Origin of the sequence: Streptomyces corallincola, from assembly GCF_019104725.1 — a bacterium.
Lineage (GTDB): Bacteria > Actinomycetota > Actinomycetes > Streptomycetales > Streptomycetaceae > Streptomyces > Streptomyces corallincola.
Map to the genome: position 1 here is coordinate 14,196 of NZ_JAHRXF010000046.1, position 23,712 is coordinate 37,907.

Here is a 23,712-nt window from a genome sequence, read left to right on the forward strand (position 1 = left end):
CGTTGACGACTGGAGGACTCGATGGCCAGAACCGCCCCGCAGTTGCCGGGAATCCTGCGAGCGCCGTGGGCGCGGACGAAGCGGGAGGACGCGGTGCCCGAGCGCGCGCGGTTCGGGTGGCGGGGTTCCAGGGCCGCGAGGGGCGCCGATGAGTCCACCGTCCCGAAGAGGGAGTCCGCCGCACCGAGGCGTGGTGTTCTCGGCGGCGGGTGGGCCGAACGGCGCGCTGAGCGGCGGGCGCTGGCCGCCGAGCGCAAGCGGGCCGCCGAGCCGCGTCCGCTGCCGCTCGTGATCCGGGTGCCGGTGATGCTGCTGGCGTTCGTGGGCATGGTGGTGTTCGCCGTCGCGCTGGCGAAGGTGACCCTCGTGCCCTCCCCCGCCTCCGTGCCGCTCACGCACAGCAATCTGCGTCCAGGCTCCTCCGTGCAGGCCTATCTGGCGTACGGGCAGCCGATGGACACGATCAAGCAGATCGGCGGGAACGTGCTGCTCGGGGTGCCGTTCGGCATCCTGGTGCCGGTGCTGGCGCCACGTGCGCGCGGGATGGTGCGGGTGGTCGCGCTGACCGCGTTGGTGATGCTGATGGTGGAACTGGTGCAGGGCGCGCTGGTGACCGGGCGGGCCTTCGACGTGGACGACGTCATCCTCAACACGACCGGGGCGCTGATCGGTTGGCTGATTCTGGGCCGTCGGCTCGGGCGGGCGGTGCATGCGCGCAAGCCGCGTCCCGTAACCGAGTGATCGTGCGGTGAAGGTCTGTACCAAGGGGTTGACGGCCTGCGCGGCGCGCTTCTTGAATCGTGAGGAATCCGTTTCCCCCCACAGGAGATTCCCCCACTGGATCTCCCCTTCCCGAACGGAGAGTCATGGCATCCCCCCGCACGCTCCGCAGATGTCTGCTCACGGCCGTGTCGGCCGCCCTGGTCGGCTCGGCCGCCGTGGTCCCGGCCCAGGCGCGCCCCCTCGCGTCCGACGCCCCGGCCGCCGCGCAGGCCACCGCCTTCTCCGACACCTTCGACGGTCCGGCCGGTGCCGGTGTGGACGGCTCCAAGTGGAATCTGGAGACCGGCGACAACGTCAACAACCACGAGCGCCAGTACTACACGTCCGGCACGAACAACGCGGCGCTGGACGGCCAGGGCCACCTCGTCATCACGGCCCGCAAGGAGAACCCGGCCGGTTACCAGTGCTGGTACGGGAGTTGTGAGTACACCTCGGCGCGGCTGAACACCTCGGGCAAGTTCGAGGCGACGTACGGCCATGTCGAGGCCCGCATGAAGATCCCGCGCGGCCAGGGCATGTGGCCGGCGTTCTGGATGCTGGGCGCGCCGGTCAACTGGCCGGACTCGGGCGAGATCGACGTGATGGAGAACGTCGGTTTCGAGCCGTCCACCGTGCACGGCACCATCCACGGCCCCGGCTACTCCGGCGCGGGCGGCATCGGCGCGGGCTACTCGCTGCCGGGCGGGCAGGCGTTCGCCGACGACTTCCACACGTTCGCCGTGGACTGGGCGCCGGACTCGATCACCTGGACCGTGGACGGCAACGTCTACGAGCGGCGCACCCCGGCCGACCTGAACGGCAACAACTGGGTGTTCAACAACAAGCCGTTCTTCCTGATCCTCAACCTCGCGGTCGGCGGCTACTGGCCGGGCGACCCGGACGGCAACACGACGTTCCCGGCCCAACTGGTCGTGGACTCCGTCTCGGTGACCACGAACAACGTGGCCCCGGTGACCCGCTAGACACGGTCACCCGCGCTGGGGGAGGACGGCCCACCGTCCTGCCTCAGCGCGGTTTCCACGTGTACTTGTCGCCGCCGACCCATCGGACCACGTCCGGGTCGTCCAGATCGTGGACGACGATGCCGTGAGCGGCGGCGGCCTGAAGGACATCCGTCAGTGTGCGCGCCTCCCCGATGACCTCACCGTCGATCTCCATGATCCGGAACGGCGTCTGCCCCGGCCTCCCGGGACACACACCGAGCACCAGGATGCGAGGCTGTGGCATGTGCGGAACTGTCTGCTCGGTCATGCCATAGAGCCTAGATCGCACCCCCGAAGTCCTGCCTGCCAGCGGGCGGACCGCGCGGCGGGCGTGCGTACGAAGTCCCGGATCTCCCGTTCCCGTCGCACTCGTCCGGTTCGCCCCTCGGCCTTCGGGGAACCCCGGATGTTCCGAAGCCCGGTCACTCGGGAGGTGACGCATGGACCCCGTCGCGGCTCTGGAGCGCATCGCCTTCCTGCTGGAACGCTCGCTCGCGCCGGCCTACCGGGTGAAGGCGTTCCGTACCGCCGCACGGGTGCTGTCCGCGCTGCCCGCCGACGAGGTGGCCGGGCGGACGGCGGCCGGAACGCTGGAGCGGCTGAAGGGCGTGGGCCCGAAGACGGCCCAGGTCGTGCGGGAGGCGCTGGCCGGTGACACACCCGGCTATCTCCGGAACCTGGAGGACGAGGCGGCGGCCCGCCCCGAGGTGACCGGCGGCACGGAGCTGCGGGCGCTGATCCGGGGCGACTGCCACACCCACTCGGACTGGTCGGACGGCGGCAGCACGATCGAGGAGATGGGCCGCGCGGCGGCGGCCCTCGGGCACGCCTGGACCGCGCTGACCGACCACTCCCCCCGCCTGACCGTGGCACGCGGCCTGTCGGCGGAACGCCTGCGGGACCAGCTCGACAGGGTCGCGGAGCTGAACGCCCGCTGGGCGCCGTTCCGGCTGCTCACCGGGATCGAGTGCGACATCCTCGACGACGGCTCGCTGGACCAGGACCCGGAGCTGCTGGCCCGGCTGGACGTCGTCGTGGTCTCCGTCCACTCCAAGCTGCGGATGGACGCGGCGGCGATGACCCGCCGGATGGTACGGGCGGTCCGCGACCCGCACGCGAACGTCCTCGGCCACTGCACCGGCCGCCTGCTGACCGGCCGTACCCGCCCGGAGTCGGCGTTCGACGCGGACGCGGTGTTCGCGGCCTGCGCGGAGGCGGGCACGGCGGTGGAGATCAACAGCCGCCCGGAACGCCTGGACCCGCCCCTCCGCCTCCTGCGCCGGGCGGTGTCCGCCGGAACCCTCTTCGCCCTCGACACCGACGCCCACGCCCCCGGCCAGCTCGACTGGCAGCTCCTCGGCTGCGCCCGCGCCGAGGAGTGCGGTGTGCCCGCCGGACGGGTGGTGACGACCTGGTCGGCGGACGAACTGCTGAGCTGGACCCGCGAGGGACGGGTCCCGGCCGGAGTGCCGGGACCGTAGCGGGACGGCTCGGAGTGCCGGAGCAGTGGGGCCACGGTCCGCCTCTTGGCCCGAGCGTCACGCATCGTGACGCAGGTCACCCGGTGGCGTCGGAACACCGGGGCCCGGGTGCCCGTTGTACCAGCCGTGGGTGCGGACGGGACAGATCCCCCGGGCCTCATATCCAGCCCACAGGGACGATCGTTCGGCTGAAGCCCTGTGGAGCCCCTCGCCGAGAGGCGACCGCCGTCCGCGCCCGCCCTCAGACCGCCCCGGTCGTGATTCCCCCGTCACGGCCGGGGCTTTCCCGTGCCCGGCCGGTGTCGTCCGCGCGGGTGCCGGGTACTCGGCCGCTCCACCGGAACGCATCCGACCGTGAGGAGCCGAAGGTGAGCAGCGCAGTCGGCAGCAGGGTCGTGGTCACGGGCGCCACCGGCAACGTCGGGACCAGCGTGGTCCGCCTGCTCGCGCACGACCCCGGGATCAAGTCCGTACGCGGACTCGCGCGCCGCACGCCCGCCTGGGCGCCACCGAAGACCGAGTGGGCCGGGCTGGATCTCGCGTCGGACGACGCGAACCCGGCGGAGAAGTTCGAGGGCGCCGACGCGGTGATCCATCTGGCCTGGGCGTTCCGGCCCACGCACGACCCGGTCGCCACCTGGCGGACCAACGTGCTGGGCAGCCTGAAGGTCTTCGAGGCGGTCGCCGCCGCCCGTGTGCCCGTCCTGCTGCACGCCTCCTCCGTGGGCGCGTACTCACCGGGCCCGAAGGACCGCACGGTGGACGAGTCCTGGCCCACGCACGGCTGGCCGGACGCGGCCTACTGCCGGGAGAAGGCGTATCTGGAACGCGCCCTGGACGTGTTCGAACGGGACCACCCCGAGGTGCGGGTGGTGCGGATGCGCCCCGGTTTCCTCTTCAAACGGGAGTCCGCGAGCGAGCAGCGCCGGATCTTCGGCGGGCGGTTCCTGCCCGGCCCGCTGGCCCGGCCCGAACTGCTGCGCTTCCTCCCGGACGTGCCCGGTCTGCGCGCGCAGGTACTGCACACCGACGACGCGGCGGAGGCGTACCGGCTCGCCCTGCACGCCCCGGCCGCGCGGGGCGCCTACAACCTCGCCGCCGATCCCCCGGTGGACGCCGGATTCCTCGGTGAGCTGCTGGGGCTGCGCGCGGTGCGGATGCCGCCCGCCGCCGCCCGGTCCGCCATCGCGGCGGCCTGGGGACTGCGTCTGCTGCCCGCCTCCCCGCACCTGTTCGACGCGGTGCTGCGGCTGCCACTGATGGACTGCGCCCGTGCCCACCGCGAACTGGGCTGGCACCCCCGGCGCTCGGCGGACGAGGTGCTGCGCGAGTTCCTGGAGGGAATGCGGGAGGGCGACGGCATGGACACCGTCCCCCTGCGCGGCCGGAAGGTCGGATGAACCGGCGGACGCGCGCCCCGGCACCCCGCACCCGCACACCCACCACCAGGAAGGCCCCCCATGAGCAGCGACTCCCGCCGCCCCGCCCCCGTCCCCCGCGACATGCCCGACCAGCAGGCCCGCCGCACGGACGACCCCTGGGACGTCCTGCCGGGCCGCCCGGCCGCCGAGGCGCCCCCGCCGGAACACGCCGAGGACCGGCGGGACGAAGACGCCCGGGCCGACACGGTCTCCGGCGCGCAGGACGTCCCGGACACCGACGAGGCGGGCACCGGCCGGGCCGCGGACACCACGCCCGAGTCCCCCGCCCCGCAGGAACCGACCGGCTGAGCGACCGCCCGAGCGGATCACGAGAGGCGCGGCGCCGCTACGGGGCTCAGCGCGGCGCCCGCTCCTCCAGCGCAGTCCGCCACGCGGGCAGCCGGTCCTCGGTGGTGGGTTCGGCACGTCGGCCGCCCCGGTTGAAGAAGTCCGCGAGCGGCAGGATCGCCGCGCCGACGGTCACCGCGTCGGGACCGAGCCGTCCGAGGTCGATGATCACCTTGTCCGCCGGGTGGTGCAGGGCGTACGTCGCCGCGTGCCGTCGTACGGCGGGCAAGAAGCGGGTGCCGAGCTGGAGTCCGGCCCAGCCGCCGATGAGGATGCGCTCGGGCTGGAAGAGGTTGATCAGGTCGGACAGCCCGGCGCCCAGATACTCGGCGGTCTCCTCCAGCACGGAGAGCGCCACGGGATCGGGCGCGCGGTCGTCGGCCGGGAAGGCGGCGGCGAGCATCGCGGTGAGCGCCGTCTCCTCGTCGGCGTCCTCGGGCGGGCGTCCGCCCTCCTCGCGCCAGCGGGCCAACAGCGACTCGGCGCCCGCGTACGCCTCCAGGCAGCCCGGCGCCCCGCAACGGCACCGCCGCCCGCGCACCCGCACCGTCAGATGCCCCCACTCCACCGCGCGCCCGTGCTCCACCTCGGGGGTGACCAGGCAGGCGCCGACACCGGAGCCGAACAGGACGACGACGGCGTTGCGCGCACCGCGCCCGGCACCGAACCACATCTCGGCCTGGCCGAGCGTCTTGGCGCCGTTGTCGATGAAGTACGGCACATCGTGCGGGAGTTGAGAGGTGGAGCGGAGCAACTGCTCCAGCGGGACCGCGTTCCAGCCGATGGTCTGACCGTGTACGACGGCTCCCCGGTCCGGGGTGTGCTCCACTATGCCGGGGACGCCGACGCCCACGCCGAGCAGCCGGTCGGGCGCCGCCTGCGGGGCCTGGAGCACCTCTGCGATGCCGTCCCGGATGTGACCGACGATCACATCGACGTCGTAGCCCTGCCGGGCCAACGGGTGCTCGGTGCGGGCGAGTTCGGTCAGGCCCAGGTCGAACAGCTCGACGCGGACGCGGGTCTCGCCCACATCCACGCCGATCATCTGTCCGCAGTCCGGGGAGACCCGGAGCAGGGTGCGGGGACGGCCGCCGTCGGAGTCCACGCTCCCGGCCTCCTCGACCAGCCGGTCCGCGACGAGGTCCGCGACCACGTTGCTCACCGAACCGGAGCTGAGCCCGGTGGCGGGGCCGAGTTCGAAGCGGCTGAGCGGGCCGTCGAAGTAGAGCCGCTGGAGCACGGCCGTCCGGTTGCCCCTCCGTAGGTCGCGTACCGTGCGCCCGTTCCGCGCCGCCATGTGGCTCCTCCCGAACCGTGTCCCGACCTGCAACATACTCCGGGTGACGGGCCGGACGCGACTTTCTCACAACCCTTATTTCATGTGATGAGTAAAGCGCGTTCACAGCAGGCTCCCAGGTCGGGTCCGGTTCACGCCACCGCCCGCCCGGACAGCGGGCCGGGCGGGCGGGCGCGGAACGGGGGCGGGACGCGGGCGGAGCGGGAGCGGGACGGGGGCGGGACGCGGGCGGAGCGGGAGCGGGACGGGGGCGCGGGTTCACCCGCCCGTGTACACGTCCTCGACGTAACGGCCGTCCGCCACAAGGGAGTCGAGCCACCGTTCGGCCGCCGTCCCGTCGGCGCCCGGAGTGCGGTCGCGGTACAGGGCACGGAACGCGGCGCGGACACCGGGCGCCATGCGGGAGCCGTCGCCGCAGACATGGACGCGGGCCCCGCGCTCCAGCAGGTCCCACACCTCGGCGCCCTCGGCGGCGATCCGGTGCTGGACGTAGCGAGCGCCGTCCTCGGGCTCGGCGCTGAAGGCCGGGCGCAGCCGCACGGCCCCGGCCCGCTCGGCGGCCCGGAGTTCGTCCGCGTGCAGGAAGTCGGCACCGGGCGCGTCACAGCCGAAGTACAGCAGCGCCGGGGCGAGTTCGGCCCCCGAGGCGAGTGCGGCCGTCCGGTCGGCGACGGCACCGCGGAAGGGGGCGAGGCCGGTTCCGGCGCCGATCAGCACGACGGGTGCGCCGGGGTCGGTACGGAAGGCGTCCCGGCAGGGCTGGACGCGGGCGTACACGGTGTCACCCGGCTTGAGGGAGGCCAGATACCCCGATCCGGTGCCCCGGTACCGGTCACGGCCGGAGCGGGCGGGGGCGTCCAGCACGGAGACCATCAGGTCGGCGTGGCGCGGATCGGCCGCCGGGGACGAGGAGATGGAGTAGTGCCGGGTGCGCAGCGGTGTCAGCACGTCGAGCAGGGTGGACCAGTCCAGGGCGCCGCGCAGAGCCGGGTGGTCCTCGATGAGTTCCAGCAGGGAGCGCGGGTCGTCGGCGTCGAGGCGTTCCAGGGCGGCGCGTTCGGGCGGGCAGGGGTTGGCGGCGGCGAGCAGTTCGCGCTGCCGCGCGGTCGGGCTTTCCTGCAACTCAACGTGCTGGGTGAGGAGTTGGCGCACGCTGAGCGGCCGGTCCACGGCGAGGCCGTCGCGGCGGGGGCGGTTCGGCCGGATGTCGAGCACGTCGTGCGGATCGACCCCGAGGGCGGCGACGGCCCGGTCCACGGTCCCGGGGGCGTTGGCGGGGAGCACGGTGAGGTGGTCGGCGGTGCGGTAGGTGACGCCGTCGGGCAGGGCGAGCCGCAGGAACCGCTTGACGCGGGGGTGGCCGGGCGCGGTGAGGTCGCGGGCCTCGGTGACGGTCATCGGGGCGAGGTCGTACCGCTCCGCGAGGGCGTGCAGCGGGCCGCCGGTGAGAGTGCGGACCGCGTAGCCGGTGCCGGGTTCGTCCGCCGCTCCGGCGGGAGCGGCGTCCGGGTCGCCGTACGCGGTGAGCAGTGCGGTGCGCAGCCGGGTGGTGAACTCCCGTACGGCGCCGGTGAGATCGCCGGAGGCGTCGGCGGCGGCGCGGTCGGTGAGGCGGGTGGCGCCGAGTGCGGCGAGGCGGGCGTCGATGCGGGTGGGGACCTGCTGGTAGGTGGCGGCCCAGTTGCGGTCGCCGACGCCCAGTACGGCGTAGGTGACGCCGGTGAGGTCGGGGTCGGTGTCGAGCCAGGCGGTGAAGGCGGTGGCGTCGTCGGTGGGGCGGCCGTTGTAGGAGGCGGCGGCGATGACGACGGGCCGGTCGGTGGGCAGCCCCCCGGCACGGTCGTTCAGCGCGGCGACCTCGGTGGCACAGCCCAACCCGGCTGCCTCATCGGCCAGTTGGGCGGCGAACTCGCGGCAGGTGCCGTAGTTGCTGCCGTGCAGGAACAGCGCGCCGGTGCCGGGGCGGACGCGGGCGGGCAGCGTCTCGGGGGTGAGGTCGGCGGCGGCGCGGACCGGCGCGGCGCCGGGCAGCGGGGCGTGCGCGCGGTCGGCGGGGGTGCGCGGGGCGAGGGTGAGGGTGAAGCCCTCGGGCTTGAGGGTGAGGGTCTCCTTGACCTCCAGCGTGTAGTCGGCGTGGTCCTGGAGGCGGTAGCGGTGGACCAGCACGGCGAGCAGCATGGTCGCCTCGTGCAGCGCGAACTGCCGCCCGATGCAGGCGCGTTCACCGGTGCCGAACGGCTTGAAGGCGTGCACCGGGCGGGCCGCCTCGGCCTCGGCGGTGAACCGCTCGGGGTCGAACCGCTCGGGGTTGTCGCCCCAGACGGGCTGCCGGTGCAGCATCGGCGCGAGTACGGTGACGGACTGTCCGGCGGCGAGCGGCAGCCGCCCGCCGAGCAGGGTGTCCTCGCGGGCCTGCCGCTGGAACGCGGCGGCGGTCGGCCAGAGCCGGAGCGCCTCGTTGAGCACCTGGCGGGTGTAGGTGAGGCGGCCGACGTCGTCGTACGACGGCTCGGGGTCGGCGGTGTCGCCCCACAGCGCATCGACCTCCCGCTGGACGAGCCGCAGCGCGCCGGGGTTCTTCGCCAGGTAGTACAGGGCGAAGGACATCGCGCCGGAGGTGGTCTCGTGCCCGGCGATCAGGAAGGTGATGACCTGGTTGCGGATGTTGGCGGTGTCCAGGGTGGTGCCGTCCGCCGGGTGCGCGGCGGAGAGCATCAGTCCGAGCAGGTCGTCCGCGCCGCTCTGGTCGGTGCCGGTGCGGGCGGCGATGACCTCGTCCACGACCGAGGCAAGGTGATCGGCGTCGGCACGGAACGCGGTGTCGGCGGCCGAGTAGTCGCCGCCGGGGGTGCGGGACAGACGGGTCATGCTCCATTCCAGGCAGCGGACCATCGCCTCGACGAAGGGGTGCGGGTCGGACCGCTCGAAGGACCCGAAGTCGTAGTCGAACCCGGCGAGTCCGATGGTGTCGAGCGTCATCCGGGTCATGTCGCCCGGCACGTCCACCGGCCGTCCCGCGCGGACGGCACCGTCCCAGGCGGCGACCAGGCGGCGGGTGACCTTCAGCATGACGGGGTGGTAGGTGCGCATCGAGCCGAGCGCGAAGGCGGGCATCAGGATGTCGTGCGCCTTGGCCCAGTTGGGCTCGTCGTTGTACGCGGTGAACAGTCCGTCGGCGGCGAAGGCGCGCACGTTCTCCAGCGCGGGTCCGATGTGCTTGGCGAACCGCTCCTCGTCCGCGAGGTCCGCGACGAGGTCGGCGTCCGACACGAACAGCGTGTCCCGGCCGTGCAGCCGACGCACCAGCACCGGTCCGTGCGTCCGCATCAGCTCCATGACCTGCTGGATGGGGGTGCGGCCGGGACCGGTGGCGGTGATGTCCACGACGGGGACACCGGGCGGCACGGCGAACACGGGCGCGGGCGCGGGGGCGCCGGGTACGGCGTCGGTGGGAGCGGGGTGCGGTGCGGTGGGGGGCATGGCGCGGCAACCGCCTTTCGCGGTACGGGAGTGCTCCCTTCCAGGGTGGTCGAACCGGGGGTACGCCCGGCGCCGTCGCACTACACGATCGTGCAGTCAAAACTCGGCAAGGGGCCTTGCGCGGCGCCCGTCCCGCCCCCTCCGCGCCGCCCGAAGTTGCCGCTGACCTGCCGGTCCGTCTTGGATGGACGGGATGTCGGGAGGACGCGCCCGAAGAGGGCGCCGGGAGGTGACGGGGTGGACGCGGGGCAGGCCGACGCCGTGGTGTGGCGCAACCGCGCCCTTAACCTGTTCGACCGGGTCACGGTGCCGGTCGCGGTGTGCGACGTGTACGGCAGGGTGGTGCTGGCCAATCCAGCGATGTCCGCCGAGTGCGGTACGACACCGGGGCGGCTGCGCGGCCGGGACGTACTGGAGCTGTTCCGGCCCGAGGAGAGCACCCAGGTGGACCGGATCGCCCAGGCACTGCGCCTGCGGCACCGCTCCCGCTACCAGATCTCGGTGCGCTGGTCCGCCCCCGACGGCACCGAACGCCACGGCGAGCTGACGGCCGACCCGGTGAGCGACGGCGTCCACGACACCCCGGCCCTGTTGGTCATGCTCCGCGTGGACGGCACCCGCACTCCCCCGCCGGAGCATGAGACCCCGCAGGTCACGAAGGTGGAGGCACGAGTCCTTGCCCTGCTCGCGGGCGGCGCGACCACCGACCGCGCCGCCCGCGAACTCGCCCTCACCCGCGACGGCGTCACCTACCACCTCCGCCGCCTCTCCACCCGCTGGAACGCCGCCAACCGCACCGAACTCGTCGCCCGCGCCTACGCGGAAGGCATCCTCCGCCCGGGGGTGTGGCCACCGGAGGCGACGGAACCGGGGTGAGCCGTTCTCACGGCGTCCCGCGCACCGCCTCAAGGGCCGTTCCCGCGCCCTCCGGCGCCCCGAAGCGGGCCAGGGTGTGCCAGACCATCTTCAGGTCCTGGAGCCCGTAGCGGCCGGTGCGGGCCGCGTCGCCGATGACGCGGGGGGTGACGAGGCCGCGGTCGGCGATACGGGCGCCGAGTTCGGCGTACCGGGGGCCGCGGAAGTCGGAGCGGCGGCGGAGTTCCGCGACGGTGATCCGGTATCCGGGGTGCCAGGCCAGGGGGACGGGGAGGCGGCGGGCCGCCGCTTCGACGGGGGTGCCCCGGTAGCTCGCGTCGAGCACCAGCGCCTCCACGTCGCGGGCCAGGACCACACCGCCGTGCACATGGCTCTCGATGTAGTCGTCGAGGGCGTCACGGTCGTCGGCGGCCGCGAGCGCGGTCAGGGACATGGCGGCGCTGACGCCGAAGTGGTCCGGCTCGGCGGCGCTGTCGGGGTAGCAGTGGGTGGCCCGGCCGAGGACGGCCCCGGTCAGCCGGAAGTGGGAGGAGCCGAAGCGGGGGGCAGCGCCGACGGATTGGTGGCGGAAGTTCAGGCCGCCGTACACGGGGCGCTCGGCTGGGGCGGCGTCGTCGTAGGCGGTGCCGAAGATGCGGCTCTCCCAGTTCCAGCGGTCGCCGCCGGGGTGGGCGGTGAGGCCGCCGTTGCTGGTGCCGGTGACGAACTGGGAGACGTAGGCGCCGTCCCGCGCCAGGGCCTCCAGCAAGGGAGTGCCGGCGGCGAGCCGGTCGGGGTGGAAGTTGAGCGTCACGCGCAGCGCGGGGTCGAACGGCTGCCCGGTGGAGCGCGCCGCCACATGGTCGATCGCCTTCAGGACGCGCGGCGGGACCGTCGTACGGATATCCATTCGACCGGCTCCCCCTTTCGTAGTTACGCTAGCCGGAAACCTAACAGCTTTAGGCACAGCCCTTGGGGGCTCATGTGTCCGTCCCGAAAGGCCGCGTTCCATGAAATCGCTCACCGAGCAGGAGATCCGCAACTCCTTTGTGAACTGCTCCCGAGGCGAGGCGAAGCGTCTCGCGGTCCCGCGCGACCTGGACGAACGCCCCTGGGACGACCTGGACTTCCTCGGCTGGACCGATCCGGGCGCCCCGGACCGCAGCTATGTGGTCCTGGAGCGGGACGGCGCCCCGGCGGGCGTCTGCCTGCGCTTCCCGACCGCGCGGCGCGGCTTCCTGCACCGCAGCATGTGCTCGGTCTGCCTGACCACGCACCCCGGCGGCGGGGTGTCCCTGATGACGGCACGCAAGGCGGGCCCGGCCGGGCGCGAGGGCAACTCGGTCGGCGTCTACATGTGCGCGGATCTGGCTTGTTCCCTCTATGTGCGCGGCAAGAAGCCCCTCCCGTCCGGCAGCCGCTTCGAGGAGAGCCTCACGGTGGCCCAGCAGATCGAGCGGACCAGGGGAAACCTGGCCGCCTTCGTGGACCGCCTGTACGTCTGAGGGGACCGCCCGTACGTCCGGCCGCCCCTCCCCCGGCCGCTCCCGCCCCTCCGGTGCGCCCGAGGCACGTCCGCCGGACCCCGGTCGCGGACCGGAACTGTCCGCGATCAAGGACGTTCACCGCACAGCATGAGCGGGAACAGGCCAAAGAATGCGCGACGTACTACGGAAATGGACGGACGAGGTGCGGCGCCTGGCGCGGCGGCGCCGGGAGCCGCTGGTCCTGCAGACCCTGCGCTCGGCGGCGGCGGCCACGGTGGCGTACGTCGTCGCGCTGCGGCTGAGCCCGGAACCGGCACCGCTGACCGCGCCCCTGACCGCCCTGCTGGTCGTCCAGGTGACGTTCTACGCCACCCTCACCAACGGCATCCGCCGGGTGAACGCGGTGGTGGCGGGCGTGCTGGTGGCGATCGCGTTCAGTCTGCTGGTGGGGCTGACGTGGTGGAGTCTGGCGCTGCTGATCGTGGCGGCGCTGGCCGTGGGCCATCTGGTGCGGGTGGACGAGTACGTCGCCGAGGTGGCGATCAGCGCGATGCTGGTGCTCGGGGTGACGACGGTCGGCTTCACCGCGTGGGCGCGGATCGTGGAGACCCTGATCGGCGCGCTGGTCGGCATGGCGTGCAATCTGCTGCTGCCGCCGCCCGTCTGGGTGGGCGAGGCAGGTCGGTCCATCGAGGATCTGGCCCGGCGGGTGCGTCAGCTCATGCTGCGGATGGGCGACGAGGCCGCGGAGCGCACCCCCTGGGAGCGGGCGGCGGAGCGGCTGCACGAGGCGCGTCGGCTGGACCACGACATCGTGCGGGTGGACGCGGCGCTACGGCAGGCGGAGGACAGTCTGCGGCTCAACCCCCGTGTCCGTGAGGGCCTGCTGTACCGGGTGGTGCTGCGCACCGGCCTGGACACCCTGGAGATCTGCACGGTGGTGCTGCGGGTGCTGGCCCGTTCGTTCACCGACCTGGCCAAGGCGCGCGGCCCGGCGGAGCTGTTCCCGCCGCGCACGGGCGCGACCGTGCAGCGGTTGCTGGCCGAGATCGGGGACGCGGTGGTCAGCTTCGCCGTACTCGTGACGACGCACCTCAGCACGGACGCGGACGCGGCCGAGTCCCGGCTCGCCGCCGAACTGCACACGGCGGCGGCCACCCGCGACCGGCTCGCCGAGCTGCTGCGCGAGGAGGCCCGCGACGACCCGGCGGTGTGGCAACTGCTCGGCGCGGTACTCACGGAGGTGAACCGGATGATCGACGAACTGGACACCGAGCACCGCACCCGCAGGCTGCTGGAGGAACTGGACCGGGTGGCCCGGGAGCAGCGGGCCCGGCGCCCGAGGACGGCCCGGCTGCGCGAGCGGCTCGGCGTACAGGAGGACCTGTGGCGGAACCGTACGGGGGTCGGCGGACGTTGAGGATGGCAGAAGCGCCGGGACGGGGCCGGTGCGTGAGCGGAGGGGTGGTCCGATGACCGGGACGGGAGTGCGGATCGACGGGAACACACTGCGGCTGCGGGGCGGGGTCGAGGTGCGGTTCATGCGGACACTGCGGCTGCCGGAGACCGGTACGCATCCGCTGCCGCCGGGGCTCGGGGAGTTCCCGGTGCGGCCGGTTGCGGACTTCGCGGACCGGGTGCCCGAGGAGATGGCGGAGCGCGGCGGTGTGATGCTGCCGGTGTATCTGCGCGAGGCCATGTGGCTGAACTTCGCGGGCACGCGGGAACCCGCCGCGCTCCAGGTCGGCGTGGGCAAGGTGTGCGCGGTCTCCGGCAAGCCCTGGCAGGCCGCCCTCTCGCGCGGCCCGCAGAACTACGTGGTCCTGCCCCGCCAGCCCTGGCTGGACGGCATCAACTCCGGCCGGGGCACGGTCCGGCAGTTCGTGGCGGTGCCCCTCGGGATGGGCGCGACCGTGGAAGGACAGGTCACGGGCGAGGAGATCTGGGGCGGGGTGCAGCTCCAGTCGTTCCCGCTCCGGGAGGAACTGCTCGCCGAGTGGCGGCGCCGGGAGCGGGACCGCGAGGTCCGCTCGGTGAAGTCGGCCAAGACCGCCGGTTACGGCGGTCCGCCGCAGGCCGGTGGTTTCGCGGCTCCCGGTGCCGCTCCGATGGCCTCCGCACCGGGCGGCCCCCCGCCGCCCGTTCCCGCGCCGGGCGCGTCGGCGGGAGCCCGGCCCGGCGGTGCGCCGAGGCCGCGCGCGGCGGCGATGGGCCTGGGCGTCGGCGGCTCGATGCACCAGGAGGTCTTCCAGGACGAACGCCCACTCACCGACTGGGCGGAGACACCCGCCGGGCGCGTCTACGTGCATCTGGTGACGGCCCCCGAGTGGCGCCGCATCACCGGCGAGGCCCCGCCGCCCTCCCCGGTGGACCGCGCCGCGTACACCAACGCGGGCCTGCCCTGGTTCGACTACTACGACGAGGACGCCGACGACCTGGCCCCGGCCGAGCCCCTGGAAGGCGTCCAGCCGGTCGGCGACTGGCTCGGCGACGACCTGGACCCCTGGCACCAGCCCAAACCAGGCCAGATCCACCCCCTCAAGGACGGCCCGGGCAAGCCGGTGACGGACGGGGAGTGGTGACCCGACCCGTGCGACCGGCTTAACCGAACCCCTGCTTGCCCTCCCCCCTGAAACCGCGTCAAGGTGGCTGCCGTGAACGGGGCGACCGACGACCGGAGGTGCGAGATGGACGACGCGGCAGCGGGAGCCGGGACGGGCGGGGACTCGGGAGCGGGGATCGGCGGCGCGGGGAGCGAGGACTCGGGGGTCGGCGGCGCGCAGATCGGCACTGGCGGCAACCCGGCCGAGCGAAGCGGCGCGAGCAGGCGGGCTGCGGCCCGGGCCGGTGCTGACACGCCGTTGAGTGGCTGGAGCAGGCGGCGGTTCGTGGGGATCATGGCGGGCGGTGCCGCCGTCGTGGCCGTGCCCGCTCCGGCCGGTCCGCCGGAGGGATCGGCCGGGGACGCCGTGTCAGAGGCCCGGCGGGCCGCCGCGTCCGTGCCGTCCCGCGCCGCCGCCACCGACCGGCCGCTTCTCCTCGGCACCTACACCTCCGCCGAGGGCGGCGGCACCGGCATCGGCGTGGCCTCGTACGACTCCGCGACCGGTGCCGTCACCGGGGCGGGGACGATCACGGGGGTGCCCGACCCGTCGTATCTGGTGTGCCATCCGGACGGGCGGACGGTGTACGCGGTGGACGAGCGGGACGACGGCGCGGTGACCGCCGTACGGCTCGCGGACCGGAAGGTGCTGGGCAGCCGGAGCACGGGCGGGTCGGGGCCGTGCCATGTGTCCGTGCATCCCGGTGGGCGCTGGCTGCTGAGCGCGAACTACGGCTCGGGCAGCGTCGCGGTGCATCCGATCGACGCCTCGGGCGCCCTCGGGGAGCGCACCGCTCTGGTGACGCACTCCACTCCCCCGCCGGGTCCCGGCCAACAGGGGCCGCACGCGCACCAGTTCCTCACGTCACCGGACGGCGGCCATCTGCTCGCGGTGGACCTGGGCACGGACACCGTCTACACGTACCGGCTGGACGAGCAGCGGGGCACGCTGACGGAGGTCGCACAGGCACACACCCGGCCGGGCGCGGGTCCGCGCCATCTGACGTTCCATCCGGGCGGGCGGTACGCCTATCTGGCCAACGAGGTGGACGACACGGTGGCCGTCTGCGCCTGGGACCCGGACAGCGGGCGGCTCACCATCGGCGCCCCTCAGCCGTCGGGGTCGTCCGGTGGCACCAACTACCCGGCACAGTTCGTGGTGACCGGCGACGGGCGGTACGCCTTCCTCGCCAACCGGGGACACAACAGCGTCGCCCGGTTCGCGGTCGAGGACGACGGCGCGGTGCTGCGGCTGCTGGGCACGGTGCCGGTGGGCGGGGACTTCCCCCGGCAGATCGCGCTCTCCCCGGACGGCGGCCTGCTGTTCGCGGCCAACCAGCGCTCGGGCACGGTCACCGTCTTCCACGTGGACGCGGCGGACGGCCAACTCACGCGTGCGGGCGAGCCGTTCGCGTCACCGGTCGCGGTCTGCGCGCTGCCTCTGTAGCGAGCGTGGGCAGGAGGAGGCGGCCTGCGCGAGCAGCGCGTGCATCCGCTCGGTGAGCTGCGAGACGTCGTCAGCGGGAGCGTGGAAGGCGAGTCGTACGTCACCGTGGGCGCGGGCCCGCTCGATGCGCAGGGTGAGTCCGTGCCGGTCCACGGCGAGCGGTACGACACGCGTCGCGGCGTGCAGGTTCTCCGGCCGCACCAGCCGGGTGAGCCGTTCGACGGCGTCCGGGTGGGCGTCGGCGAGGTGAGTGAGCAGCGAGGCTTCCGCCTCCACCAGCGGGTCGGGGCGGGCGGCGGCGAACTCACCGAGGTCCACCAGTTCGGCACCGGACGCCTGCCGCAGCACGACCCGCGTCGGCCGGAACACCATGCCCGTACCCTCCGCGTCCCCCTCGACAGGCGCGAACCACCCGGCGAGCCAGAGCCGCGAGCGGATACGGCGGCGCACCGGGACGGGTGCCACGTCCGCGAACTCCAGCACGGCGCTGGGCTCCCCGCGCGGCGCGCACAGCGCGACGGCCCGCAGCGTGCTGTCCTCGGGGAGCGTGACGAGGACCTCCCCGTCGTCGCTCACGGAGTGCGCCCCGACGAACTCCTCCCGGGCGCCCTCGGCCGTCACCCCGCACGACCACGCGGCGGCGAGCACCGACCGCGCCCGCTCCGCCGCACCGGGTCCGCCCGCCCAGTCCTGCGTATCACCCATCCCGAGACCTCCTCATTAGGTAAGGCTCACCTAACTTAGCGGAGGAGGGGCCGCACGCCAACCAGGCGTCACCGGAAAGAGTGCGTATTGGTTGCGGAGACGGCGCGACGAGTTGGCGCGGGCGGCGTGGCGGCGACAAGCGGGCGGTGGCTGTGAACAACTTCTCTGGCCCCAGCGGAACGAGCCTTTGGGCCCCAGGGGCTTGATCGCGGTTTGAGTGTTCGTCAGAAGTGGCCCCAGGGGCAGTCTTGCGGTGGGAGCATTGATGTGCTTCCGACAGTCAGGGGGCCCGTATGGATGGCCCGAGATCCAAGGTTGAGCTCTTCGCGGCGATCCGCCGCGACTCCCGTACCGAGAAGCTGTCGATCCAGGAACTGTCGCGCCGCTACGGAGTCCACCGGCGCCTGGTGCGCGAAGCTCTGACGTCCCCGTGGCCGACACCCCGCAAGCCGATGCCTCCGCGGCCTTCGGTGATTGACCCCTACAAGCCTCTGATCGACGCGATTCTGCGTGCTGATCTGGATGCCCCGCGCAAGCAGCGCCACACCGCCAAGCGGGCCTTCGACCGGCTGGTCGAAGAGCACGGGATGGACAGCGTCTCCTACGGCCGGGTACGGGACTACATCAGGCGCCGCAAGCCCGAGATCTGGGTCGAGGAAGGCCGCGGACCGCCCCGTGTGTTCATCCCGCAGACGCACCGTCCCGGAGAGGAGGCCGAGGTCGATTTCGGGGACGTCTACATCACGCTCGATAGAGTGCGCACCCTGTGCTACCTGTTCGTTTTCCGGCTCTCGTTCTCCGGGAAGGCCGTGCACCATGTGTCGGCCTCGGAGGGGCAGGAAGCCTTCTTCGAGGGCGATGTCCACGCCTTCCGGGTGCTGGGCGGCATCCCCAGGGGCAAGGTCCGTTACGACAACCTCACCTCCGCGGTGGCCCGGGTACTCGGCTTCACCCGGGCCCGGGTGGAGACGGACCGCTGGACCGCGTTCCGCTCCTGGGCGGGTCTGGACGCCTTCTACTGCCAACCGGGCATCGACGGCGCCCATGAGAAGGGCGGCGTTGAGGGCGAAGTCGGCCGGTTCCGCCGCAACCATTTGGTCCCCGTCCCCGATGTCACCACCCTGGCCGAGCTCAACGCCCGGATCGATGAGTGGGACCGGCAGGACGACCAGCGCCGGATCGGAGAGCGTCCGCGCACCGTCGGCGAGTACTTCGCCATCGAAAAAACCTTGCTCCAACCACTGCCCGAGGATCACTTCGAGACCGGGCGGCTCCTGACCCCGAGGGTGGACCGCTACGCGCAGGTCACCGTGCGGCAGAACCACTACTCGGTGCCGGTGCGGCTGATCGGCCGCCAGGTCCGCGTCCTGCTGCACGCCTCCGAGGTGGTGGTCTACGAGGGCCGCACCGAGGTCGCCCGCCACGAGCGCCTCGTCGCGCGTGACGGGAGCCGCCTGGACCTGGACCACTACCTGGAAGGGCTGCTGCGCAAGCCGGGCGCGCTGCCCGGGGCGACCGCGCTGGACCAGGCCCGCGCGGCGGGGAAGTTCACCCCGGTGCATGACACCTTGTGGGAGGCCGCTTGCCGGGCACACGGTGACGCGGCCGGCACTCGTTCGCTGATCGAGGTTCTGCTGCTGCACCGGCACATGAGCCACGACCACGTCGTCGCCGGGATCGCCGCCGCCCTGCGGGCCGGGGCCCTGACCTCGGATGCGGTGGCCCTGGAAGCCCGCCTGGCCGCCGAACGCGAGACTCCCGCCGAGGCGGGCCCGGACACGGCGCTGGGCCGTATCACCTCTCCGGTGGTGTCGCTGACCGCGCGCAGGCTGGCCGCGCTGCCCCCGGACCCCAGGCCGCTGCCCTCGGTGGCCGCCTACGACCAGCTCCTTCGCCACACCCGGCCGACGGCCGGACGTCCCCCCAGCCAAGGGAGTCCCCTGCCATGAACGCCACCCGTCCCCGCGGTCTGACCGAGCCTGCCGCAGACGCGGCCATCGACGCGGCCTGCCGCAACCTGCACCTGCCCACGCTGCGGGGCCAGTTCTCCGAGCTCGCCGACGCCGCGGCCCACGACCAGATGACCTACCGCGGGTTCCTGGCCGAGCTGCTGATGGCCGAATGCGACGACCGCAACCGCCGCCGCTCCGAGCGTCGGATAAAAGCTGCCGGCTTTCCCTGCGAGAAGGCGCTTCGCACGCTCGACTTCGAGGCGAACTCCGCCATCGATCCGGCGGCCATCCATACCCTGGCCTCGTGCGACTGGATTCGCAAAGGGCTGCCGCTGTGTCTGATCGGCGACTCGGGGACCGGCAAGTCTCACCTGGTGATCGCGCTGGGCACCGAGGCCGCGATGGCCAGCTTCCGGGTCAAGTACGTCCTGGCGACCAAGCTCGTCAACGAGCTCGTCGAGGCCGCCGACGAGAAGCTGCTGACCAAGACGATCGCCCGCTACGGACGGGGCGATCTGCTCTGTATTGATGAGCTGGGATACATGGAGCTGGACCGGCGGGGCGCCGAGCTGTTGTTCCAGGTGCTGACCGAGCGCGAGGAGAAGAACAGCATGGCGATCGCCTCCAACGAGTCCTTCTCCTCGTGGACCAAGACGTTCACCGACCCCAGGCTCTGCGCGGCCATCGTGGACCGCCTCACCTTCAGCGGCAACATCATCGAAACCGGCAGCGACTCCTACCGTCTCGCCAGCACCCGGGCCCGAGCCGGACAGGCTCAAGCCGGCTGACAAGACGTATCGACAGGGATCCTCGTCTGCTGCCGGTCGAGCTTCTCCATGACACGGTCGCGGAGAAGCTCGTACTCCTCACGCAGTCTGCGCCATTCGGTCACGGGCGGTCGGGGAATGACAACACCTCCGGTGACAGTCTCCTCCGGCCCGAACTGCTCGCGGGTGAGGTCGATCTCGAGGTCCATGCCCAGGCGGTTCCACCAGTGGTAGTCCACGCGCTCGCCGTTGACGTGGACTTCTCCCCGGATCAGTTCGCCTCCCAGCAGATCATTGAGCAGCATGGCGGTCACACCGCACTGGTCCCGAGCCGGGTTGTCCGGGCTCCAGCGCGATCGGAACTCAGGCGTGCATGTCTCGGCACTCCAGCTGCTGCGAACGGCTCGTTCGATGTCGGTGAGAAGCAACGGTGTCATGCCGGCAATCCTCCCAGCCAGCACTGACAACGGCCGGATCGACAACCTCGTCGGCCTACACGATCAAAGCCACTGGGGCCAATCAACTCGTTCACGACGAGCCTCGAAGATCGCTGCCTGGGGCCAGAAGACTCGTTCACGTGGGGCCAATTGACTCGTTCGAAGCCAGGGCGGCGGGGGCGACACAGGTGCGGTGCGGCGGCGCGGGTGGCACGGACGGGAGTCGGCAGCGCAGGCGAGGTGGCCCAGCCGAGGCACAGAGACCCGAGCGCCACGGCCAACCCCGGCAGCCCGGCCCAGCCAACCCGTAACGGCCCAACCACCACGGCCGGGCCGCACCCTCAGCCCAGCACCCCGAGCAACCCCCGCACACAGAGATCCCGCACCTCTCCGCGCGTCAACTCCCCGTCCCGAAGCCACTCCAGACAGACCGCCGTCGTGAAGGCCAGCCACCCCCGCACCGCCATCCGCGCACGCGGCGTGCCGGCGATCTCGGGTCCGAACTCGGGATCGGCGGCGAGAGCGTCCAGGATCTGCCGCTCCTGCGCGGCGAGCGCCTGCCGGTACACGCGGCGCACGGCCTGGTCACCGGCCGCGTCGGCCCGGTGGAAGGCACGGAAACCGTGAGCATGTTCCTCGACGCAGACGAGATACGTGTCGAGTCCGGCGGGAAGCTGCTCACGCACGGGCTCACCGGGAACGGCGGCCGTGAGCCGCAGGAGCCGCTCGCTCTCCCGCTCGACCACGGCCGCGAAGAAGTCCCGCTTGGTCGGGAAGTAGTGGTACAGCAGGCCGCGCGACACCCCGGCGATCTCCGCGACCTGCTCGATCCACACGTCCTCATACGGGCTCTCGGAGAACAGGCGCGCGCCAACCGTCAGCAGTTGCTCACGGCGTTCGCCGGTACTGAGTCTGCGCCGGGCGCGCTCCCCCTGGTTCGCGGGCATGCGGCCAGCTTACTTGACGTCGATTCAACAAGGGGACCAGACTGAGACCACTTGTTGAATCGACGTACAACAGTGGTCCACCGTCGCTGGGTCAAGGGAGATCGGGTCATGGCGAAGACGACGGAGACGGGTCTGCCAAAGGGTTTCCGGGGCGCCGAGCAGGGGTGGCCGGAGCTGCGCCGCATCCCGCACCCGCCGCGCCGAGTGCCGCTGCTCGGGGACGTGCTGGGGGTGGACCGGCGCCACCCCGTGCAGGACTCGACCCGGATGGGGCGGGAGCTGGGCCCGGTGTTCCGGCGGCGGGCGTTCGGCAAGGAGTTCGTGTTCGTGTGGGGCGCCCGGCAGGTCGCGGACCTGGCGGACGAGTCCCGGTTCGCCAAGCACGTGGGCCTGGGTGTCGCCAACCTGCGTCCGGTCGCGGGCGACGGCCTCTTCACGGCGTACAACCACGAGCCCAACTGGCAATTGGCGCACGACGTGCTGGCGCCCGGCTTCAGCCGCGAGGCGATGGAGGGCTACCACGGCATGATGCTCTCCGTGGCGGACCGTCTGACCGGGCACTGGGACCGCGAACTGGCCGCCGGGCGGCCGGTGGACGTGCCCGGCGACATGACGAAGCTGACCCTGGAGACCATCGCCCGCACCGGCTTCGGGCACGACTTCGGCTCGTTCGAGCGTGAGCGCCCGCACCCCTTCGTGACGGCGATGGTCGGCACCCTCACGCACGCCCAGCGCCGCAACAGCGTGCCCGCGCCGCTCGCCCCGCTGCTGCTGCGCGGCCCGTCCCGGCGCGACGCGGCCGACATCGCGTATCTGAACCGCACGGTGGACGCCCTGGTCGCCGCGCGCCTCGACGACGGCGGGGGCCGGGGAGGTGACGGTGGCGGGGGCGACCTGCTGGACCGGATGCTGGCCACCGCGCACCCGGTCACCGGCGAGCGGCTGTCACCGGAGAACGTCCGCAAACAGGTCATCACCTTCCTGGTGGCCGGTCACGAGACCACTTCGGGGGCGCTCTCCTTCGCCCTCCACTACCTCTCCCGGCACCCCGACATCGCCGCCCGCGCCCGCGCCGAGGTGGACAGCGTCTGGGGCGACACACCCGAACCCGGTTACGAGCAGGTGGCCCGGCTGCGTCATGTCCGCCGGGTGCTGGACGAGGCGCTGCGCCTGTGGCCGACCGCGCCGGGTTACGCCCGCGAGGCCGTGGTGGACACCGAGTTGGCCGGCGGGCACCCGATGCGGCGCGGGGCCTGGGCACTGGTGCTCCTCCCCCTGCTCCACCGGGACCCCGAGGTCTGGGGCCCGGACGCCGAACGCTTCGACCCCGACCGCTTCGAGCCCGGCGCGGTCCGCAGCCGCCCCGCCCACACCTTCAAACCCTTCGGCACCGGCGCCCGCGCCTGCATCGGCCGCCAATTCGCCCTCCACGAGGCCACCCTCGTCCTCGGCCTCCTGCTCCGCCGCTACGACCTCGTCCCCGACCCCGCCTACCGGCTCAGGGTCACCGAGCGGCTGACCCTGATGCCGGAGGGGCTGCGGCTCCGGCTGGAGCGGCGGACGGCGCGCGGCGACGGGGTCGGCGGCGCCGGGCCCACGGCAGGATCATGCGACTCCCGGACCCGATCGGTCTGAGAAACCGCGGCTCAAGCTGGTCCCCTCGAAGGAACGGCACATCCACGCCCCTTCCAGAGGAGCACCAACATGCCTCCCGACGCCTACGTCGGCCTCGACCGCTGATCTGTCCTCGGAGGTTGCGGATGGTGACGCGGGTCTCGGCTACGGGATCTTGAAACGGGTGAGGGGCCTGCGGGCCCGGTGTGGATTGCGAAGTCCGCATCACCGGCGACCAGAAACACCCTCGTGCCCAACCGTCATGCGCCCCCTGACGGAGAACGGACGTCTGCGTCTGGCCCACTGCGTCGTCGAGGACGGCTGGCCGCTTCAACGGGCCGCTTCCAGGTGTCACCCACCACGGCCCAGCGCCGGGCCGACCCATACCGGACGGCGGGCGACGACAGGATGGCCGCCCGCGCCGACTCCCAACCCGCACCGAGTCAAGGTCCGCGTCCTGCGCCGCCGGGGACAGGCACGAATCGCACACTTCCCGCGGTTGACACCCCCCACCACAGTCAACAACAAGACGTATACGGGAAGTTACGGATCGACGGACCAGAGCGAGCGCCTTCGACTCGGGGACACGGTGCCCCACAACAGGCCCCTCGGCCTGTCCGCGAAGACGACGGCGGGCGTGGACATGGGCATCAACCGGGAGCCCGGGGGCACCCTGAACTCCATGAGGACCGGGGGCGAAACCTACTTCTACCTCACCGACACCATCGGCTCGGTCATTGGCCTCGCCGACGAAGACGACCACATCGACTGCTTCCCCCAACCCGACCCTCCGGCCAGGAACAGAACCCCGACCGCTACGCAGCTGGCGGCTCCGCAGCTGCCGCAGGAGCCGCGCCCAGTCTTGGCGCATCAATCGGTACGGGCATTACTGGATGCACCGCATATCCTGCGGAACTTTCAGAAGCCGCTGTCGCGGGAACTGAGGTAGTTACGCCAATCGCTGGTCATTACATCGATGCGGGTGGCCAGGAGAGGGAAGGAACGCATGGGAGAAGGGAGGGGAAATCCGTGATGGAGTCCGCCCTCATCGTCCCTTCGCAGGATGCGCCAGCAGGCGTGATCATCTTTGCTTTCATTGTGGCACT

At 72.5% G+C, this 23,712-nt stretch carries 19 protein-coding genes and 3 pseudogenes; 15 read left to right on the forward strand and 7 right to left on the reverse strand.

Going from position 1 to position 23,712, the window contains the following annotated elements; translation table 11 throughout:
- Nucleotides 1–21: 21 nt before the first annotated feature.
- Complete coding sequence (locus KUM39_RS23300; protein ID WP_217787717.1) at nucleotides 22–741, forward strand: VanZ family protein; 720 nt, start codon at nucleotides 22–24, stop codon at nucleotides 739–741.
- A gap of 125 nt (nucleotides 742–866) precedes the next feature.
- Nucleotides 867–1,730: pseudogene (locus KUM39_RS23305) on the forward strand (glycoside hydrolase family 16 protein); the annotation flags it as partial.
- A gap of 58 nt (nucleotides 1,731–1,788) precedes the next feature.
- Here KUM39_RS23305 and KUM39_RS23310 read toward each other — a convergent pair.
- A complete protein-coding gene (locus KUM39_RS23310; protein ID WP_217787719.1) occupies nucleotides 1,789–2,034 on the reverse strand; it encodes a hypothetical protein in 246 nt (81 codons plus the stop codon).
- A 172-nt stretch (nucleotides 2,035–2,206) separates the two neighbouring features.
- On the opposite strand from KUM39_RS23310, the gene KUM39_RS23315 reads away from it, so the two are divergent.
- From KUM39_RS23315 to KUM39_RS23325, 3 genes are all read left to right on the forward strand, one after another.
- Nucleotides 2,207–3,247 carry a PHP domain-containing protein gene (locus KUM39_RS23315; protein WP_217787720.1) on the forward strand — a complete coding sequence of 347 codons (1,041 nt, stop codon included), beginning with the start codon at nucleotides 2,207–2,209 and terminating at the stop codon, nucleotides 3,245–3,247.
- Nucleotides 3,248–3,615: 368 nt separating this feature from the next.
- Nucleotides 3,616–4,647: an NAD-dependent epimerase/dehydratase family protein gene (locus tag KUM39_RS23320; protein ID WP_217787721.1), complete on the forward strand. Its 1,032-nt coding sequence runs from the start codon at nucleotides 3,616–3,618 to the stop codon at nucleotides 4,645–4,647.
- 60 nt (nucleotides 4,648–4,707) lie between these two features.
- Entirely contained in the window at nucleotides 4,708–4,977 is a 270-nt protein-coding gene (locus KUM39_RS23325) for a hypothetical protein (RefSeq protein WP_217787722.1), read from the forward strand.
- A gap of 46 nt (nucleotides 4,978–5,023) precedes the next feature.
- Here KUM39_RS23325 and KUM39_RS23330 read toward each other — a convergent pair whose 3' ends face one another.
- Nucleotides 5,024–6,313, reverse strand: coding sequence for an ROK family protein (locus KUM39_RS23330; protein ID WP_217787723.1), 1,290 nt, complete (start codon nucleotides 6,311–6,313; stop codon nucleotides 5,024–5,026).
- A 258-nt stretch (nucleotides 6,314–6,571) separates the two neighbouring features.
- Nucleotides 6,572–9,793 carry a bifunctional cytochrome P450/NADPH--P450 reductase gene (locus KUM39_RS23335; protein ID WP_217787724.1) on the reverse strand — a complete coding sequence of 1,074 codons (3,222 nt, stop codon included), beginning with the start codon at nucleotides 9,791–9,793 and terminating at the stop codon, nucleotides 6,572–6,574.
- Nucleotides 9,794–10,030: 237 nt separating this feature from the next.
- Between KUM39_RS23335 and KUM39_RS23340 the strand changes: the two genes are divergently transcribed.
- Entirely contained in the window at nucleotides 10,031–10,669 is a 639-nt protein-coding gene (locus tag KUM39_RS23340; protein ID WP_217787725.1) for a PAS domain S-box protein, read from the forward strand.
- 7 nt (nucleotides 10,670–10,676) lie between these two features.
- On the opposite strand, the gene KUM39_RS23345 is transcribed toward KUM39_RS23340, so the two are convergent.
- On the reverse strand, nucleotides 10,677–11,558 hold the full coding sequence (locus KUM39_RS23345; RefSeq protein WP_217787726.1) for a DUF3626 domain-containing protein: 882 nt from the start codon (nucleotides 11,556–11,558) through the stop codon (nucleotides 10,677–10,679).
- A gap of 100 nt (nucleotides 11,559–11,658) precedes the next feature.
- On the opposite strand from KUM39_RS23345, the gene KUM39_RS23350 reads away from it, so the two are divergent.
- The 4 genes from KUM39_RS23350 (at nucleotide 11,659) to KUM39_RS23365 (ending at nucleotide 16,184) form a co-directional block, all read left to right on the forward strand.
- Nucleotides 11,659–12,153, forward strand: coding sequence for an FBP domain-containing protein (locus tag KUM39_RS23350; protein WP_217787727.1), 495 nt, complete (start codon nucleotides 11,659–11,661; stop codon nucleotides 12,151–12,153).
- A 151-nt stretch (nucleotides 12,154–12,304) separates the two neighbouring features.
- Complete coding sequence (locus KUM39_RS23355) at nucleotides 12,305–13,555, forward strand: aromatic acid exporter family protein (RefSeq protein WP_217787728.1); 1,251 nt, start codon at nucleotides 12,305–12,307, stop codon at nucleotides 13,553–13,555.
- A gap of 52 nt (nucleotides 13,556–13,607) precedes the next feature.
- The gene (locus KUM39_RS23360; RefSeq protein WP_217787729.1) at nucleotides 13,608–14,717 is read left to right on the forward strand and encodes a hypothetical protein; all 1,110 of its coding nucleotides are present in this window, start codon (nucleotides 13,608–13,610) and stop codon (nucleotides 14,715–14,717) included.
- A 315-nt stretch (nucleotides 14,718–15,032) separates the two neighbouring features.
- The gene (locus tag KUM39_RS23365; protein WP_217787747.1) at nucleotides 15,033–16,184 is read left to right on the forward strand and encodes a lactonase family protein; all 1,152 of its coding nucleotides are present in this window, start codon (nucleotides 15,033–15,035) and stop codon (nucleotides 16,182–16,184) included.
- Here the strand turns inward: KUM39_RS23365 and KUM39_RS23370 are convergent.
- Nucleotides 16,152–16,889, reverse strand: coding sequence for a DUF2470 domain-containing protein (locus KUM39_RS23370; protein ID WP_217787730.1), 738 nt, complete (start codon nucleotides 16,887–16,889; stop codon nucleotides 16,152–16,154). The genes KUM39_RS23365 and KUM39_RS23370 overlap by 33 nt on opposite strands.
- A gap of 293 nt (nucleotides 16,890–17,182) precedes the next feature.
- Here KUM39_RS23370 and istA point away from each other — a divergent pair, with 293 nt between their 5' ends.
- Together istA and istB are read left to right on the forward strand one after the other, a co-directional pair.
- Nucleotides 17,183–18,838 carry an IS21 family transposase gene (istA, locus tag KUM39_RS23375; protein ID WP_217787731.1) on the forward strand — a complete coding sequence of 552 codons (1,656 nt, stop codon included), beginning with the start codon at nucleotides 17,183–17,185 and terminating at the stop codon, nucleotides 18,836–18,838.
- A complete protein-coding gene (gene istB, locus KUM39_RS23380; protein WP_217787732.1) occupies nucleotides 18,835–19,629 on the forward strand; it encodes an IS21-like element helper ATPase IstB in 795 nt (264 codons plus the stop codon). The genes istA and istB overlap by 4 nt, the downstream gene beginning before the upstream one ends.
- Here istB and KUM39_RS23385 read toward each other — a convergent pair.
- Nucleotides 19,617–20,045 carry a YunG family protein gene (locus KUM39_RS23385; protein WP_217787733.1) on the reverse strand — a complete coding sequence of 143 codons (429 nt, stop codon included), beginning with the start codon at nucleotides 20,043–20,045 and terminating at the stop codon, nucleotides 19,617–19,619. The genes istB and KUM39_RS23385 overlap by 13 nt on opposite strands.
- A 341-nt stretch (nucleotides 20,046–20,386) precedes the next feature.
- Nucleotides 20,387–20,992 (reverse strand): TetR/AcrR family transcriptional regulator, encoded by a 606-nt coding sequence (locus tag KUM39_RS23390; protein WP_217787734.1) that lies wholly within the window; start codon nucleotides 20,990–20,992, stop codon nucleotides 20,387–20,389.
- A gap of 108 nt (nucleotides 20,993–21,100) precedes the next feature.
- On the opposite strand from KUM39_RS23390, the gene KUM39_RS23395 reads away from it, so the two are divergent.
- From KUM39_RS23395 to KUM39_RS23405, 3 genes and pseudogenes are all read left to right on the forward strand, one after another.
- Nucleotides 21,101–22,627 carry a cytochrome P450 gene (locus KUM39_RS23395; RefSeq protein ID WP_217787735.1) on the forward strand — a complete coding sequence of 509 codons (1,527 nt, stop codon included), beginning with the start codon at nucleotides 21,101–21,103 and terminating at the stop codon, nucleotides 22,625–22,627.
- A gap of 241 nt (nucleotides 22,628–22,868) precedes the next feature.
- Nucleotides 22,869–23,120 (forward strand): annotated as a pseudogene (locus KUM39_RS28350) (IS481 family transposase); the annotation flags it as partial.
- Nucleotides 23,121–23,360: pseudogene (locus KUM39_RS23405) on the forward strand (hypothetical protein); the annotation flags it as partial. It lies immediately after the preceding pseudogene.
- Between the last annotated feature and the right edge of the window lie 352 nt (nucleotides 23,361–23,712).